Here is a 17,108-nt window from a genome sequence, read left to right as displayed (position 1 = left end):
AAATAAAATGAAATTAGACGATATACTAAAAGAACGTATAGTGATTTTAGATGGTGCTATGGGCACTATGATTCAAAAACATAATTTACAAGAAGAAGATTATAGAGGCGAACGTTTCAAGGATTTTCATACTTCTCTTAAAGGAAATAATGATTTATTGGTTTTAACTCAACCCGAAATCATCAAAAATATACACCGAGAATATTTGGCTGCTGGTGCAGATTTGATTGAAACAAATACCTTCAACGCCAATATTATTTCTATGGTTGATTATGATATGGTTGATTTGGTGGACGAATTAAATTACGAAGCTGTTCGTTTGGCAAGAGAAGCTGTCGAAGAATTTTCTACACCCGAAAAACCACGTTTTGTTGTTGGTTCTTTAGGTCCTACAAACAAAACAGCCTCAATTTCGCCACAAGTTAATGATCCAAGTTATCGTGATGTAGATTTTGATACTTTGGCAAAAGTTTATTATTCGCAAGCCAAAACAATGTTAGAAGCTGGTGTTGATGCATTATTAGTAGAAACTATTTTTGACACATTAAACGCAAAAGCAGCATTTTTCGGAATTCAAGATGCAATAGAAGATACAGGAATTAATGTTCCTTTGCTTGCTTCTGGTACAATTACAGACAAATCTGGACGCACACTTTCTGGACAAACTACAGAAGCTTTTTTAATTTCTTTAGAGCATTTAGATTTACTTTCAGTAGGATTAAATTGTGCTTTGGGCGCAACAGATTTAATTCCATATTTAGAAGTTTTAGCAGAAAAAGCTCCTTTTTATGTTAGTGCTTATCCAAACGCAGGGCTACCAAATGCTTTTGGTGGATATGACGAAACTGCCGAAATGATGCGCGATTATGTTCGTCCATTTTTAGAAAAAAAATTAGTTAATATAATTGGTGGATGTTGCGGAACAACACCAGACCACATAAGATTAATGGCAGAATTAGCAAAAGAATACGAACCAAGAAAAATAAACGCATAATGTCAGGTATAAAAATTCAACTTTCTGGATTAGAACCTTTAATTGTCCGTGAAAATTCAAACTTTGTCAACGTTGGTGAACGTACAAATGTTACTGGTTCTAAAAAATTCTTACGATTAATTAAAGATGAATTATTTGAAGAAGCACTTCAAGTTGCCCGCGATCAGGTAGATGGTGGTGCACAAATCATTGATATTAATATGGATGAAGGAATGCTTGATGGCGTTGCTTCTATGGTAAAATATCTTCGATTGATTGCTTCTGAACCAGATATTTCCAAAGTTCCTATTATGATTGATTCTTCAAAATGGGAAATCATCGAGGCTGGATTAAAAAACGTACAAGGAAAAGCAATTGTAAATTCTATTTCTCTTAAAGAAGGAGAAGAATTGTTTATAGAACATGCGAAAAAAATCAAACGTTACGGTGCCGCGACAGTCGTGATGGCTTTTGACGAAAATGGTCAGGCTGATAATTACGAAAGACGTATCGAAATTGTAAAACGTTCGTATGATATTTTGGTTAATCAAGTAAAATTTAATCCACACGATATTATTTTTGATGTTAACATTTTTCCTGTCGCAACTGGAATGGACGAACACAGACGTAATGCAATCGACTTTTTTGAAGCAACAAAATGGATCAAAGAAAATCTACCACATGCGTTAGTTTCTGGTGGTGTTTCTAATGTTTCTTTCTCTTTTCGTGGAAATAATGCTGTTCGTGAAGCAATGCACACTGCATTTTTGTATCACGCAATTCAACATGGAATGGATATGGGAATTGTAAATCCTGAAATGATTGAGATTTATGATGACATTCCAAAAGATTTATTAGAACACGTAGAAGATGTATTATTAGATAGACGTGATGATGCAACAGAACGATTAATCGATTTTGCTGAAGGATTAAAAGGAATTACAAAAGAGAAGAAAAAAGACGATGCTTGGCGAGAATTACCTTTAGAAAAACGAATTGAAATCGCTTTAGTAAAAGGAATTACAGAATATATTGACGAAGATACTGCCGAAGCTTTAGAAAAAATAAAATCACCATTAAAAGTAATTGAAGGTCCTTTGATGGACGGAATGAATGTTGTTGGAGATTTATTTGGAAGTGGAAAGATGTTTTTACCTCAGGTTGTAAAATCTGCTCGCGTCATGAAAAAATCTGTCGCTTATCTTACTCCTTTTTTAGAGGATGAAAAACTAAGAAATAAAACAGAAAAAGAACCTTCAAAAATCTTAATGGCAACCGTAAAAGGCGATGTACACGATATTGGTAAAAATATTGTTTCTGTCGTTTTAAGTTGTAATGGTTTCGAAATTATAGACTTAGGCGTAATGGTTTCTGCTGAAAAGATTTTAGAGGAAGCTCAAAAAAATAAAGTTGATGTAATTGGCCTTTCAGGATTAATTACACCTTCACTTGACGAAATGGTACATGTTGCCAAAGAAATGAAACGCTTAAATCTTGATATTCCATTAATGATTGGTGGCGCAACAACTTCTAAAGCACATACTGCGGTAAAAATTGCACCAGAATATGACAAAGCAATTCATGTTTTGGATGCTTCGCGTTCAGTTACAATTTGTCAAAAATTAATTGGTACGCAACAAAATCAACTTTTAGATGAAACGGTAATAGATTACGCTAAAATTAGAGAAGGCTTCTTGAATAGAGCTGTTTCAAAAGAATATCTATCAATAGAAGATGCACGTAAAAATAAATTAAAAATTGATTTCGAGAAAAGTAAACCTTTCAAACCAAATAAATTAGGCATTTTCACACACACGGCTACTGTAACGGATTTAAAAGATTTTATAGATTGGACGCCATTTTTCAAAACGTGGGATTTACATGGTAAATTTCCTGCAATATTAGAGGATGAAATTGTCGGAACTAATGCAAAAGAATTATATGTTGATGCATTAGCGATGTTAAATAAAATTGAAACTGAAAATCTTGCAAAACCAAAAGCAGTTTTTGGACTGTTTAAGGCAAATACAATAAAAGATGATACGATAGAATTGTTTGATGAAAATGACAAAAAAATCAATGAATTCTATACAATTCGTCAACAAGCAAAGAAATCAAAAGGTCAACCAAATCTCTCTATCGCAGATTTTATTGCGGAAAAAGAATCTGGAATACAAGATTATATCGGTGCTTTTGCAGTTACAACTGGTCAGGAAATAGAAGATGTCGCGAACAACTACGAAAAAGAATTGGACGATTACAATTCTATCATGGTAAAAGCTCTTGCAGATAGACTTGCAGAAGCTTATGCAGAATATTTACACAAATATGTACGTACTGAAATTTGGGGATATGCAAAAGATGAAACGTTGTCTAATGATGAATTAATTGCAGAGAAATACAAAGGAATTCGTCCTGCACCAGGTTATCCTGCTTGCCCAGACCATTTAGAAAAAGAAACTATTTTCAAGATTTTAGAGGTCGAAAAAAATACTGGAATTAATTTGACAAGTTCATTGGCCATGTATCCTGTTTCTTCTGTTTCTGGTTATTATTTTGGGAATGAAGAGGCTAAATATTTTGGTGTTGGAAAAATAAAAATGGATCAAGTAGAAGATTTTGCTGAACGCAAAAATATGACTAAAGAATTAGCTGAACGTTGGTTGAGCCCGAATTTGGCTTAGAAATACTTGAGATCGTTGAAGATGCTTCGACAGGCTCAGCATGACAAAACTTAGAACTTAGAACTTAGAACTTAGAACTTAGAACTTAGAACTTAGAACTTAGAACAAAATTAAAAATGCGTTAGGGATTGTAGTGGAAATCCTTTGCTGAATAGCAAAGATTGTAACGAAAAGCCCGACCGAAGGGAACGCCCTAATAAATGGATGTAAGATTCTTGATATTAGATTTAAGATTTCATTAATTAGAATAAAAAATTAACTTAAATGAAAGTTACTGAACATATACACCGTGCGAATGGAAAACCTTTATTTTCTGTAGAAATTTTGCCGCCACTGAAGGGACAGGATGTGAATGCGACATTCAAAACTTTGGATCCTTTGATTGAGCTAAATCCGGCTTTTATAGATGTGACGTATCATCGTCAAGAATATATTTATAAACAGAAAGAGAATGGTTTGTTGAAACGTTATCAGGTCAGAAAACGCCCTGGAACTGTGGCTATTTGCGCTGCGATACAAAGTCATTATAAGATAGATGCGATTCCGCATTTGATTTGTGGTGGTTTCACGAAAGAAGATACGGAAGATGCGTTGATTGATTTGAATTTTTTGGGTATTGATAATGTTTTGGCTTTGAGAGGAGATCCGATAAAGACAGAGAAAAATTTTATTCCAGAAGCTGGTGGAAATGCCTACGCGTCAGAATTAATAGAGCAAGTAACGTCGCTAAATAATGGAAAATATTTGGATGATGAATTGCAAGAATCTCAAAAAATGGATTTTTGTATTGGTGTTGCTGGTTATCCTGAAAAGCATTTTGAATCGCCAAATCTTGGTATGGATATGCATTATCTGAAAGAAAAAGTTGATTTGGGTGCAGATTATATTGTGACACAGATGTTTTTTGATAATCAGAAATATTTTGAATTTGTGCGTAAATGTCGCGAAATAGATATTAACATTCCTATAATTCCAGGTATAAAACCGCTATCAACTTTAAGTCAATTAAAATCAATTCCTCAGAATTTTTATATTGATTTACCAGAAAGTCTTGCAATGGAAGTTTTGAAAGCAAAGGATAAAGAAAGTATAAAAGAAATAGGAATAGAATGGTGTATTAATCAGTGCCAAGAATTAATAGAATTTGGTGTGCCAGGTTTGCATTTCTACACGATGAGCAATTCTATCAATACGCAAAGAGTTGCGAATGCTATTTTTTAGCGTTACATATTTATATAAAAAATCTATTTTCTGTATATTTGGACCATAAAATAAATAACATTGATGATTCAAATTGAAAATTATTTGCAACGCGCTTGGTCAGATTCTGAAGATAATATAACACTAGATGATATTATTTTAGCGATTGACGAATTAAAAGAAATGGATGACGAAAATGACGCCATTTGGGTAAGTGTTATTGGTGATGATGAAAATATTGTAGAAGTCAGAAAAAATTTAACTCTTATTATTGATTTTGAAGATGATGAGTTAATAGAATCTAAGGCAAATTCTTGGGACGAAGTAATTGAATTATATAAATTATTACTAGAAAAAGATTTTGATCAAATTATTGAAAAAATTAAATAGTATCAACAATTAAAAAAAACGCACAATAAAAGTTCATTTGTTGTGAACAATATTTAACGCCTCGACTAGCTTCGAGGCTTTTTTCTTTCTACATACTACAATTTTATTCATCTTTAAGAATCAAATTTTATTTGTCATCAAAAACAAAATTGTATCTTCACATTTCAAATAACATGAAATGAAATTCGTTACCTTCTTAGATAACAACCTAGAAAAAATAGGACTTGTTGACCAAGCTACTATTTATGATTTAGAAAAAATAAATCCGAATCTTCCTAAAACTTTAACTGAATTATTAGCCGATGACGACTTCTCGTTTCCGATTTGTCAGCAAATAATACACGAAATCAATAGAGGATTATATAAAAATAAAATTGTTACCGAACCTCAAATTTTGGCTCCAATTCCACATCCTTCAAGTTTTAGAGATGCGTATGCATTTCGTCAACATGTCGAAACTTCTCGTATGAACAGAGGTTTACCGATGATTGAGGAATTTGATCAGTTTCCTGTTTTCTATTTTTCTAATCATCAAGCAATTCAAGGTCCAGGAAAAATTTTTGCAATGGAAAAACATTTTAATCGTATGGATTTTGAGCTAGAAGTTGCCATTGTTATCAAGAAAGAAGGAATGAATATAAATGCCGAAAATGCAGATGAATACATTGGAGGTTTCATGATTTTGAATGATTTGAGCGCGCGTGAATTACAAATGGAAGAAATGAAATTGAATCTTGGTCCTGCCAAAGGAAAAGATTTTGCTTCGATGTTTGGTCCATATTTGGTTACGCCAAAAGAGTTAGAAACTTATAAAGTCGAGCCAAAAGCTGGACATATAGGAAATTGTTATGATCTTGAAATGACTTGTTCTGTAAATGGAACAGAAGTTTCGAAAGGAAATTTTAAAGATATGCACTGGACTTTTGCTGAAATAATTGAACGTGTTTCCTATGGTGTAAAATTATTTCCTGGTGATATTATTGGCTCTGGAACTGTAGGCACTGGTTGTTTTTTAGAACTAAATGGAACAGGAAAACGTGAAAAATCAACATACGAAGAACAATGGTTACAGCCAGAAGATATTGTCGAAATGTCTGTAACTGGATTAGGAAAATTAATAAATTCTGTTCATCTTTATCAACATTAAATCTTTATTTCATGCAAATTACAAAATCATTCGAGCCAAATACTAAAACTTTTGACGATTTACTAAAACACGCTATTTCTCCACGCCCTATTTGCTTTGCAAGTACTATAGATAAAGATGGAAATGTAAATTTAAGTCCATTTTCTTTCTTTAATTTAATGGGACAAAATCCTCCTATTTGTGTATTTTCTCCATTACGAAAAATGCGAGACGGTTCTACAAAACATACGTTAGAAAATATTTGGGAACATCCGGAATGTGTTATTAATATTGTCAATTATTCTATTGTACAACAACAGTCATTAGCAAGTGTAGAATATCCAAAAGGTGTAAATGAATTTGTAAAAGCTGGCTTTACAGAATTGGCTTCGGAGATTGTAAAACCTCCTCGTGTTGCAGAATCTCCAATACAACTAGAATGTAAAATACGCGAAGTAATTTCGATTACAGATCAACCTGGTGCAGCTAATTTAGTAATTGCAGAAGTTGTAAAATTACATATTCACGAAGATTTATTAGACGAAGAAAACAACGTTTCACCTTACGATTTGGATTTAGTTGCACGTATGGGTGGTGATTTTTATTGTCGCGTAATTCCTGAATCTATTTTTGAAGTCGAAAAACCTACTCGTACAGTTGGTTTAGGAATAGATCAATTACCTGATGATATAAAAAATTCAAATTATTTAACAGGAAATCATTTAGGACAATTGGGAAATGTTGAAAATTTACCAACTGAAGAAATGATTGAAAATTTTAAATCTCAACTAAAAGATCGTTTAGATATTCAGAAATTCAAATCAGCCGAAGTACGTCATCAAGTTGCGAGTAAATTATTAGATCAAGGTGATGTAAATGGTGCTTGGTATTGGTTGTTAATGAATATTTAAAATGAAAACTGCATTAATTCTGGGTAGCACAGGTTTGGTTGGTTCTGTAATTTTAAAAGAATTATTGCATGATTCTTCCTATACTAGAGTTATTACACTTGTACGTAAACCTCAACCAATTCAACACGCTAAGTTATTAGAAATTACTACAGATTTTAATTCAGTACCCGATTTCAGTCAAATAAATCACATTGACACTATATTTTCATGTTTAGGAACTACTCGAAAACAAACACCAGATATGATTGCATATCGTAAAATTGAGATAGAAATTCCAATACTTTATGCTGAAATTGGAAAAACCAAGGGCATGCAAAACTTTCATTATATTTCTGCTATTGGCGCAAATAAAAATGCGTCTAATTTTTACCTAAATATAAAAGGCGAAGCAGAATATTTGTTAAAAAATTCGAACATTCCATCATTGCATATCTATCAACCTTCATTATTGACTGGAGAAAGAAAAAATTATCGTTTTGGAGAAAAAGTAGGTACTAAAATTTTTCCAATTATTGATTTATTTCTAATGGGAAGTTTAAGTAAATACAAAGCAATGAAAGTAGAAAATTTAGCAAAAGCAATGATAACTATTGATTCTAAAGATCAAATAAATTCAGTTTCCGTTTATCAATATGATGAAATAATGCAAAACTTAAAAAAATAAAATGATGATCTTACTAGCCATACTATTCCCTTCGATTTCATTTCTTATAAGAGGAAAAATACTAACTGCAATTTTATGTTTTGTACTTCAAATCACAATTATCGGATGGATTCCTGCAGCAATTTGGGCTGTTGCATCATTAATTGATTCTAGAAATAAATCTAGAATTAAAGATTTAAGAAGATAGATTTAAAACACTAAATTTCAATTAATTATAAATTTAATTAATTGTAAAATAAAAACCCATAAAGTAGTACAATATGTAAAACTTCATGGGTTATAATTTCTTACTTTTTTATATAAAGGATTATAAAGTATATTATAAAATCCTACTCTATTTAGTATGCAATTTGCATTTTAACTTTCTTATTCTTTACTTTTTCACCGTTTAGTTTTTTCAATAAATCAGGAACTTTTTGACGATTAATTGCAACATAAGACGTTGTATCTTTCACTTCTATAATTCCGACATCATTTTTCTCTAAACCTCCTTTTTTGAACAAAAATCCAACAATATCTACTTTATTTACTTTGTCTTTTTTACCAGCCGAAATATAAATTGTTTGATAAGGAGTACGTTCTGGTATTTTGTAAGTTCCACCTAAATTTTCTACAGGTAAATTCTCATTTACAAACGGAAAATGTTCTTCATTACTAATGATTAGATAAACAAATCCTTTCGCATTCATACGAGCTGTACGACCATTTCTGTGAATAAAAGCAGCTTCTTTTGGAGGTAATTGATAATGAATAATCGAATCAACTTCTGGAATATCCAAACCACGTGCAGCCAAATCTGTTGTAATTAAAACACGAACAGAATCGTTACGGAATTTCAATAAAGCACGCTCGCGCTCATCTTGTTCCATTCCACCATGAAAACTTTCACGTGCAATTCCTTTTTCTTGTAATAAATTACTAATACGGTCTACTGCATCTCGATGATTACAAAAAATCAACATACGTTTGTTACCTATTTTACAAATCAAATTAAACAAAGTATCTAATTTATCCTCAGAAATTGTATTAACCAATTTCATGTGTAAATCTGGTTTAACTTCGATATTTTTAAGATAACTTACTGTTTTTTCATCTTGTAAACCAACGAATTCTGGTATATTTTCCATTTCTGTTGCAGAAGTTAACATACGTTGTTGTAAACCTGATAATTGGTTCACAATAAAACTCATATCTTCTTGAAAACCTAACTCTAACGCTTTATCAAACTCATCTAAAATAAGTGTTTGAACAGTCGAAGGATCAAAATTTTCGTTACGTAAATGGTACGCAATTCTTCCTGGTGTACCTATCAAAACAGCAGGCGCTTCTAGCAACGTATTTTGTTCCACTTTTGTATTATGACCTCCGTAGCAGCACGTTACTTTATATTCTGTTTTCATTGATTTGAAAACTGATTCAATCTGTAAAGCTAATTCGCGTGCAGGAACCAAAATAAGGTATTGTACACCTTTTACATCTGGTTTTAAATCTCTGACAGTCGGAAGTAAAAAAGCCAATGTTTTTCCTGAACCTGTTGGCGATAATAAGATTAAATCTCGTTGATTTTCGGACATTTTGAATGCTGAACGTTGCATTGCATTCATATCTTTGATGCCCAAGTTTTTATAAAGTAAATCGATTTGCATGGTGCAAAATTAGGTGTTTATTACGAATTAATTCGTTTTTGTTTGAAGAGAAGTTTTATAATCATCCATAAATTCATCAAAAATATACATAATTTCGAAATGGTTTTTATCTAACGTATTGGCATCAAAGGAAACTACAGCGCCATACATTTGATTCCAGAATTTCATACGAGTTTGTAAAAATTTTTGATTTTCGGCATTAATATATTTTTCGCTATCTATAACTTTAATATTAATAATACGTTGACGAGGCAATTTTAACTCTTCTATTTCGGCTATATTTCCCCAAACTATGTAATTTAATTTTTGAGATGGATGAAATACAATTCCTTTTTTGTCAATCAAAACAATTAATTGTTTTTTAAGCAATTTCTTTATTGCAAAAACAACTAAAATTAAACTCGGTACAAACATAACAATACTAATTAGTTTTGCTGTAGCTGGCGAATTTACTTGATTAATATTAAGAAATAAATAAATAGAACAAAACAAAAAAATTAGACTTCCTATTAGAAGTCCCCAATTACTTCGTTGTTTGGCATAAATTTCGACTGAATTCAATTGTATATTTTTTGCAAAATTAATACTTTACAAGTTAAGATAAGGTTATTAAACACCAAAAGCTTTCGGATGAAAGCTCTTGGTGTTTTGATTGAAAATTTTATTCAAAAATTTCCTTGTATTTATTATTGTATTTTTGAAGTATAATTTTACGCTTAAACTTTAGTGTTGGTGTTAACTCTCCTCCTTCTACAGTCATTTCATTAGGAATAATTGCAATTTTCTTGATTTGCTCCCAATGCCCAAAGTTTACATTTAGTTTCGTTATTTCAGCTTCCAGTTTTTTCATGACAACATTACTTAGTTGAAATTCATCATGTGATAAATTATCTATTTCGGGAGCATTATTTTTTGCCCATTTTTTTAGATTTGGATAACTTGGAACAACAAATGCTGCAGGAAACTTTTCTCCTTCTCCAACAACCATCAATTGTTCTATAAATGGAGATTCTACCATTTTCATTTCAATTTGTTGTGGAACAATATATTTTCCTCCAGATGTTTTGAACATTTCTTTTTTACGATCTACAATCTTCAGAAATTTATCATCTACCCATTCGCCTATATCACCTGTATGTAGCCAACCATCTTTTATTTCTTCTGCAGTTTTTTCTGGTAAATTATGATAACCCATCATTACAGTATCTCCTTTTACCAAAACTTCTCCATCTTCGGCTAATTTTACTTCAACACCTTTCAATGGTGGACCAACTGTTCCTATCTTAACACCTCTTCTATAACAATTAACCGAAATAACTGGCGATGCTTCTGTTAATCCATAACCTTCATAAATTGGGATTTCGGCTGCTAAAAAAACACGTACAATTCGTTGCTGAATCGCTGCACTTCCCGTTACAATTGCTTTTAATTCGCCTCCTAAACCGTCATACCATTTACGTAAAACTAGCTTTCTGGCAATACTTAATTTTATATCATATAAAAGTGAACGTTGATCTTCCTCTAAAATAAATTGATCACCAACTTCTACTGCCCAATTAAAAATTTTATGCTTAAATCCTGTTAATTGATTTCCTGTTGCCATAATTTTCTCATATACTTTTTCTATAACACGAGGCACAGCGGTAATCATGTGTGGTTTTATCTCTTTTAGATTATCTCCAATTTTTTCCATTGATTCTGCAAAATAAATCGAGATTCCCATATAAACGTATAAATACTGAATTGTACGTTCGTAGGCATGACAAGCAGGTAAAAACGTTAATGCTCGATCATAAGCATCCAAAGGTGTTGAATATTCGCAAGCAATAACATCTGCAATAATATTTTTGTGCGAAAGCATTACTCCTTTTGGATTTCCAGTTGTACCAGAAGTATAAATTAAGAATGCTAAATCTTCATATTTTACTTGAGCAGAACGATTTTCTACTTCGATTATATCAATTTCTTGTCCTTTTTTGATCATCTCATTCCAACTAATTGTATTTTCAAATTCGTCGATTGAATACAATTGTTCTAATGATGGTAATTTTGTTTTAAGTAAATCAAGACGAGTATATAAATCTAAATTACTTGTAAAACATACTTTTATTGATGAGTCTTTAAAAATATATTCGTAATCATTGTCCGAAATATTAGGATAAATAGCGACTACAACAGCTCCAACTTGTTGTATTGCATAATCTATCATATTCCATTCTACACGATTTTCTGAGATTAAACCTACTTTTTCTCCTGGTTGAACTCCAATTGCAATCAAACCTTTTGAAATTTCATTCACACGGTCTAAAAATGTTTGGGTATTCATCGATTTCCATTCACCATTTTGCTTAGACACAAACATTGGTAAATTTGGAAACTTCTCCAGTTGACGTTTTGGTAAATCAAAAATTCTGGTTGCTTCCATAGCGCACTTATAGTTTTGTAATTTTGAAAAGAATTTGTCGAAAATAGATTAAAAAACTGAATTTTTCAAAATTTTATTTCATCGAGCCAGTAAAAATTAAAATCCCTCAATTCAAAACAAATTAAGGGATTTTATTATTTATAAATTTCTTCAAACTCAGTTTGATATTTTTTCAGAATAACTTTACGCTTCATCTTTAGTGTCGGCGTTAATTCATCGCTTTCTATCGTAAATTCATGAGGAAGAATAGCTGGTTTTTTAATTTGTTCCCAATTTCCAAAAAACTGATTGGCCTTTCGTACTTCTTGGTTAATTTTCTTATGAACTTCTGCTGTCGCTAAAAACTCTTCACGTGGAAGATTTACAATTTCTGGTGCATTCTGTTTTGCCCAATCTTTCAGATTAGCAAAATTTGGAACAATAAAAGCTGATGCAAATTTCTGAGAATCACCCACAACCATTGCCTGTTCTATAAAATCTGATTCTACTAATTTAGTTTCAATTGGTTGAGGAACAACATATTTACCACCAGAAATTTTGAACATTTCTTTCTTACGGTCAATAATTTTAAGGTAATCTCCTTCTACCCATTCGCCAATATCGCCTGTATACAACCATCCATTTTTAAGAACTTCGTCTGTCGCTTGCTGGTTTTTGTAATAACCTAACATTACATTTGGTCCTTTTACCAAAATTTCTCCATCGTCGGCTAATTTTATTTCAACATCTTTTACAGCATTTCCAACAGTCCCAATACGTGGACCACGATTATATAAATTTACCGCAATCAAAGGAGATGCTTCCGTTAATCCATAACCTTCATAGATCGGAATACCTGCGGCTAACAATACTTTTGCAATACGGTGTTGTAATGATGCACTACCCGATGCAATTGTAACCAATTCGCCTCCTAATGCATCATAAAATTTATCTAAAACTAATTTCTTAGCTACTTTTAATTTCAAGTTATAAACTAAACTTCTTTTCTTTGGATTTGGATCATAATCTTCGGCAACCGAAACTGCCCAGTCAAATGTTTTTTTCTGAATACCTGTTAATGAGCTTCCTGTTTTCATGATTTTTTCGAAAACTTTTTCCATAATTCTTGGAACAGCCGTCATGATATGAGGTTTTACTTCGTTTATATTTTCGCCAATTTTCTCAAAACCTTCCGCAAAATAAACCGTAATTCCAATATACAAATACGTATAAATTACCATTCGCTCATAGGCATGACAAGGTGGCAAAAATGTTAATCCGCGCGAATATTCTTTCAAAGGAGTTACTTCACGTGCCGATAAAAAATTAGAAACAATATTGTGATGCGACAACATTACACCTTTTGGTTTTCCTGTTTTACCAGAAGTATAAATTAGTGTTGCTAAATCTGAACCTTTAACTTTATTTTTGAAATAATCTAAATCTGAATCTGAAACAGACTCACCTACTTTCTCTAATTCTTTCCAATTACGAGAATCCTCAAATTCATTAATTGAAAAGATATAATTTAATGAATAAATTGAATCATTGAGTTTTGTAATACGTTCATACAAATTTTTTGTACTTACAATGCACAAATTAATCTCTGCATCATTAAAAATGAATTGATAATCTGCATCTGTAATATTTGGATAAATTGCTACAACAACTGCACCAATTTGCTGTATTGCAAAATCTATAACATGCCATTCGTAACGACTTTCTGCAATCAAACCAACTTTATCCCCAGGTTTTACACCTAAAGCTAAAAGACCTTTCGATATTTTACGTGTTTGTAGAATAAAGTCTTCCGTTTTTGTCGGAATCCATTTCCCATCAACTTTAGAAGAAAACATTTCTAAATTTGGAAATAAATCCGTCTGTCTATAGGCTAAATCAAATATTCTTGTAGGGTTATTCATCTTCTAACTATTATTCTCAAAAAAGAGTGCAAATTTGATGCAAATATTTCAGTTTTGAGGATATTTTTATAAAAAAAGCAAGATTTAGGATAATCTTGCTTTTTGTTTTCATCAAAAGGAATAAGTTTAAGAATAAATCTCGTTGATTTCTTTTTCGTATTTCTTCGCTATAATTTTACGTTTCATTTTTAGAGTTGGTGTTAATTCTCCCGTTTCTATTGTAAATTCATTTGGAAGAAGAATAAACTTTTTGATCTGTTCCCAATTTCCAAAATTTGAATTTAATTTATCTACCTCATCAGCTATTAATTGCTTTATTTTAGAGTGATTAATAAATTCTTCTCTCGTTACATTTAACAAAGAAGAATCATTCACTTTTGCCCAATCAAGACATGCATTAAAATTAGGAACAATAAGCGCAGCAGGAAATTTTTGTCCTTCACCAACAACCATTATTTGTTCTATAAATGAAGATTCTGAAAGCTTTGCTTCTATTTGTTGAGGAACGATATACTTTCCTCCAGAAGTTTTGAACATTTCTTTTTTTCGATCAATAATTTTCAGGAATTTTCCATCAATCCTCTCACCAATATCACCTGTATGTAGCCAACCATCTTTCAAAACCTCAGCAGTCGCTTCTGGATTTTTGTAATATCCAACCATAATATTTTTACCTTTTGCAAGAATTTCTCCATCTTCAGCAAGTTTTATATCAATATTAATCAATGGAATACCAACCGTCCCGATTTTCATTCCACGTTTAATACAATTTACAGAAAGACATGGTCCTGCTTCTGTCAAACCATAACCTTCGTAAATAGGAATACCTGCGGCTAAGTATAATTTCAATAATTTGGTTTGTAAAGTAGCACTACCAGAAGCTACTCCTTTTATATTTCCACCCAAAGCTTGTTTCCATTTAGAAAAAATCAGTTTTCGAGCTATTTTTAGTTTAAATTTATAGGTTGTAGAAAGCTTCGTTTCGTCTAAATCATATTGTTCGCCAAGAGCAATTGCCCAAAAGAATAATTTTCGTTTAACTCCTGTCAATTGTTCACCAGTTGCCATAATTTTTTCGTACACTTTTTCTAAAACACGAGGTACAGCTGAAAAAATTTGCGGTTGAACTTCTTTCATATCTTGACCAATCGTATCCATAGATTGTGCATAATAAATAGGCAATCCCATTTTTATATAAACGTACTGAAAAACTCGTTCGTATGCATGACAAGCTGGTAAAAATGACAATGCTTTATCATAAGCAACTACAGGAAAAGAATATTCTGAACTATCTACATCTGCCAATAAATTTTCATGCGTTAACATGACTCCTTTTGGATTCCCAGTGGTTCCAGATGTATAGATAATAGTTGCTAAATCTGTTGATTTTACATTATTCATACGTTCATCTAAAATTTCGTCTGAAATATCAATTCCTTTAGAAACTAGAGAAATCCAATTGGGTGTATGCGGATAAGTATTAAATGTATACACTTCGGAAACAGTTGGAATTTGATCTTTAATAGCTAACAAACGTTGATACAATTTATCATTACTTACAAAACAAAGTTTAATCTCTGCATTGTTTAAGATAAATTCGTAATCATTACCAGATATATTTGGATAAATCGCTACGACAACTGCTCCAATTTGCTGAATTGCAAAATCTAATAAATTCCATTCAAGACGATTTTCACTAATCAATGCAACTTTATCATTAGGTTGTATTCCACTCGCAAGTAAGCCTTTGGATATATTATTTACTCTATTTATGAAATCTTGTGTCGAAATTCCTTTCCATTCCTTGTTTTCTTTGTAATTAAAAATAGAAATATTTGGTGTATTTTTTTCTTGAAAACGAGGTAAATCGAATATTCTTTGTGGTATTGTCATACTCTTTTATTAATGCTACAAATTTCGACTATTTATCGGTGTTTTGAAAATTTCTGAATTTGTTTCTGAAAAAAATATTTTATATTGAAAATGAAAATACTAGAATACAAAATGGTTTATTTAGTTTGGAAATTTATTATATTCTAGAACTTGGCAACCGACATTGCTTAATTAAGTAACTAAAATTCGTAATTTTACAACTTAATTATTTGTAATATGGTGCTAACAACTTATCGTGAGGAAGATGAAGATTTCAAACTATTTTGTTTGGAAGGTGTTGAAGATATTGAGGAAGAAAATGACTCGCAAATTATTACTTTTCTAGAGCATCTTGCGCTAAATTTTGATATTGACAATGTATATAAAACCTGTGATGATATAGAAACTTTCGAAATAAGTTTGAGTAATTTATTATATCACGATCGCTTTTTTAAAGATTATAATATCATTTATTTAGTTTTTGAAGGTGATGATAATCTTTTAAAAATTGGTGATTATTACTATACATTAGAAGAAATTGCCGAATTTTTTGAAGGAAAATTAACAGATAAAATTGTTCATTTTGCAAATACAAAGATGTTGGATTTGGAAGACGAAACATTTCAGTATTTTTTAGATGTTACTGGTGCAAAAGCAATTTCTGGTTACATTAACCATTCTCCAGTTTTAAGTACAATTTTAGATCAATATTATTTTGCCTTAAACACAGAAATAGATGATGTTGTAGAATTGGTGCATATTTTGTTCGATAAACACGCAAATTTGTGTCAAAAAATGGGATTTAGATTATATCATTAAACATAAAATCTCTCTATTTGAGAGGTTTTATGTTTATATCTTTTTTACATCTATTGTGCCTTATTTCCTTCAAAATGGATCATCCAATTAATTCCAAATTGATCTGTAAACGACGTATATAATTCAGCCCAAAATTGCTCTGCCAATGGCATTTCAATTTTCTGAGCATTTACAGTTAATTTTTCATATAATTTATGTGCTTCATCTGCTGTGGCTGTGTCTAACATCAAATACGTGTTACTGCCTTGACTTGCATTTCCACCGCAATCGCCAAAAGTATCAGAGCCCATCAACATTGTATTTTCGTTAATTAATAATGCCATGTGCATCACTTTATCTTTTGCCTCATCGGGAATTACAAATTCGGGATTCGCAGGCATATCACCAAAACGATGAATTCCGATATTCTTTGTATCAAAAACAGTTTCATAAAAGGTAAATGCTTCTTCACAGTTTCCTTCAAAATTTAAATATGCGTGTAATTTTGCCATAATAGT

General features: G+C 31.4%; 15 protein-coding genes. 9 read left to right on the top strand and 6 right to left on the bottom strand.

The window, feature by feature from the left end; translation table 11 throughout:
• Positions 1-7: 7 nt before the first annotated feature.
• The 8 genes from RSC72_RS03605 to RSC72_RS03570 all read left to right on the top strand — a co-directional run bounded on the left by RSC72_RS03605 (position 8) and on the right by RSC72_RS03570 (position 8,135).
• Entirely contained in the window at positions 8-994 is a 987-nt protein-coding gene (locus RSC72_RS03605; RefSeq protein WP_332546198.1) for a homocysteine S-methyltransferase family protein, read from the top strand.
• The gene (gene metH / locus RSC72_RS03600; RefSeq protein WP_332546196.1) at positions 994-3,657 is read left to right on the top strand and encodes a methionine synthase; all 2,664 of its coding nucleotides are present in this window, start codon (positions 994-996) and stop codon (positions 3,655-3,657) included. Before RSC72_RS03605 ends, metH begins: the two co-directional genes overlap by 1 nt.
• 264 nt (positions 3,658-3,921) lie before the next feature.
• Entirely contained in the window at positions 3,922-4,878 is a 957-nt protein-coding gene (gene metF, locus RSC72_RS03595; RefSeq protein ID WP_332544788.1) for a methylenetetrahydrofolate reductase [NAD(P)H], read from the top strand.
• 63 nt (positions 4,879-4,941) lie between these two features.
• Positions 4,942-5,247, top strand: a complete 306-nt coding sequence (locus tag RSC72_RS03590) for a hypothetical protein (protein WP_332544789.1) — start codon at positions 4,942-4,944, stop codon at positions 5,245-5,247.
• Between the two features lie 178 nt (positions 5,248-5,425).
• Entirely contained in the window at positions 5,426-6,394 is a 969-nt protein-coding gene (locus RSC72_RS03585) for a fumarylacetoacetate hydrolase family protein (RefSeq protein WP_332544791.1), read from the top strand.
• An 11-nt stretch (positions 6,395-6,405) separates the two neighbouring features.
• Entirely contained in the window at positions 6,406-7,284 is an 879-nt protein-coding gene (locus RSC72_RS03580) for a flavin reductase family protein (RefSeq protein WP_332544792.1), read from the top strand.
• Position 7,285: 1 nt separating this feature from the next.
• On the top strand, positions 7,286-7,948 hold the full coding sequence (locus tag RSC72_RS03575) for an NAD(P)H-binding protein (RefSeq protein ID WP_332544793.1): 663 nt from the start codon (positions 7,286-7,288) through the stop codon (positions 7,946-7,948).
• 1 nt (position 7,949) lies between these two features.
• Entirely contained in the window at positions 7,950-8,135 is a 186-nt protein-coding gene (locus tag RSC72_RS03570; RefSeq protein WP_332544794.1) for a YqaE/Pmp3 family membrane protein, read from the top strand.
• Positions 8,136-8,286: 151 nt separating this feature from the next.
• On the opposite strand, the gene RSC72_RS03565 is transcribed toward RSC72_RS03570, so the two are convergent.
• From RSC72_RS03565 to RSC72_RS03545, 5 genes are all read right to left on the bottom strand, one after another.
• Positions 8,287-9,594, bottom strand: coding sequence for a DEAD/DEAH box helicase (locus RSC72_RS03565; protein ID WP_332544795.1), 1,308 nt, complete (start codon positions 9,592-9,594; stop codon positions 8,287-8,289).
• 27 nt (positions 9,595-9,621) lie between these two features.
• Positions 9,622-10,155, bottom strand: coding sequence for an STM3941 family protein (locus RSC72_RS03560; RefSeq protein WP_332544796.1), 534 nt, complete (start codon positions 10,153-10,155; stop codon positions 9,622-9,624).
• A 100-nt stretch (positions 10,156-10,255) separates the two neighbouring features.
• Positions 10,256-12,019, bottom strand: a complete 1,764-nt coding sequence (locus tag RSC72_RS03555; protein ID WP_332544797.1) for an AMP-dependent synthetase/ligase — start codon at positions 12,017-12,019, stop codon at positions 10,256-10,258.
• Between the two features lie 134 nt (positions 12,020-12,153).
• The gene (locus tag RSC72_RS03550) at positions 12,154-13,920 is read right to left on the bottom strand and encodes an AMP-dependent synthetase/ligase (RefSeq protein ID WP_332544798.1); all 1,767 of its coding nucleotides are present in this window, start codon (positions 13,918-13,920) and stop codon (positions 12,154-12,156) included.
• 126 nt (positions 13,921-14,046) lie between these two features.
• Positions 14,047-15,813 carry an AMP-dependent synthetase/ligase gene (locus RSC72_RS03545; protein WP_332544799.1) on the bottom strand — a complete coding sequence of 589 codons (1,767 nt, stop codon included), beginning with the start codon at positions 15,811-15,813 and terminating at the stop codon, positions 14,047-14,049.
• 216 nt (positions 15,814-16,029) lie between these two features.
• On the opposite strand from RSC72_RS03545, the gene RSC72_RS03540 reads away from it, so the two are divergent.
• The gene (locus tag RSC72_RS03540; protein ID WP_332544800.1) at positions 16,030-16,611 is read left to right on the top strand and encodes a DUF6642 family protein; all 582 of its coding nucleotides are present in this window, start codon (positions 16,030-16,032) and stop codon (positions 16,609-16,611) included.
• A 50-nt stretch (positions 16,612-16,661) separates the two neighbouring features.
• Here the strand turns inward: RSC72_RS03540 and RSC72_RS03535 are convergent, their stop codons facing one another.
• A complete protein-coding gene (locus tag RSC72_RS03535; RefSeq protein WP_332544801.1) occupies positions 16,662-17,102 on the bottom strand; it encodes a VOC family protein in 441 nt (146 codons plus the stop codon).
• Between the last annotated feature and the right edge of the window lie 6 nt (positions 17,103-17,108).

The organism is Algoriella sp. (assembly GCF_036647415.1).
Taxonomy (GTDB): Bacteria; Bacteroidota; Bacteroidia; order Flavobacteriales; family Weeksellaceae; genus Empedobacter.
The sequence above is the reverse complement of the archived record's forward strand: the minus strand, read 5'-3'. Positions and strand labels throughout refer to the sequence as shown.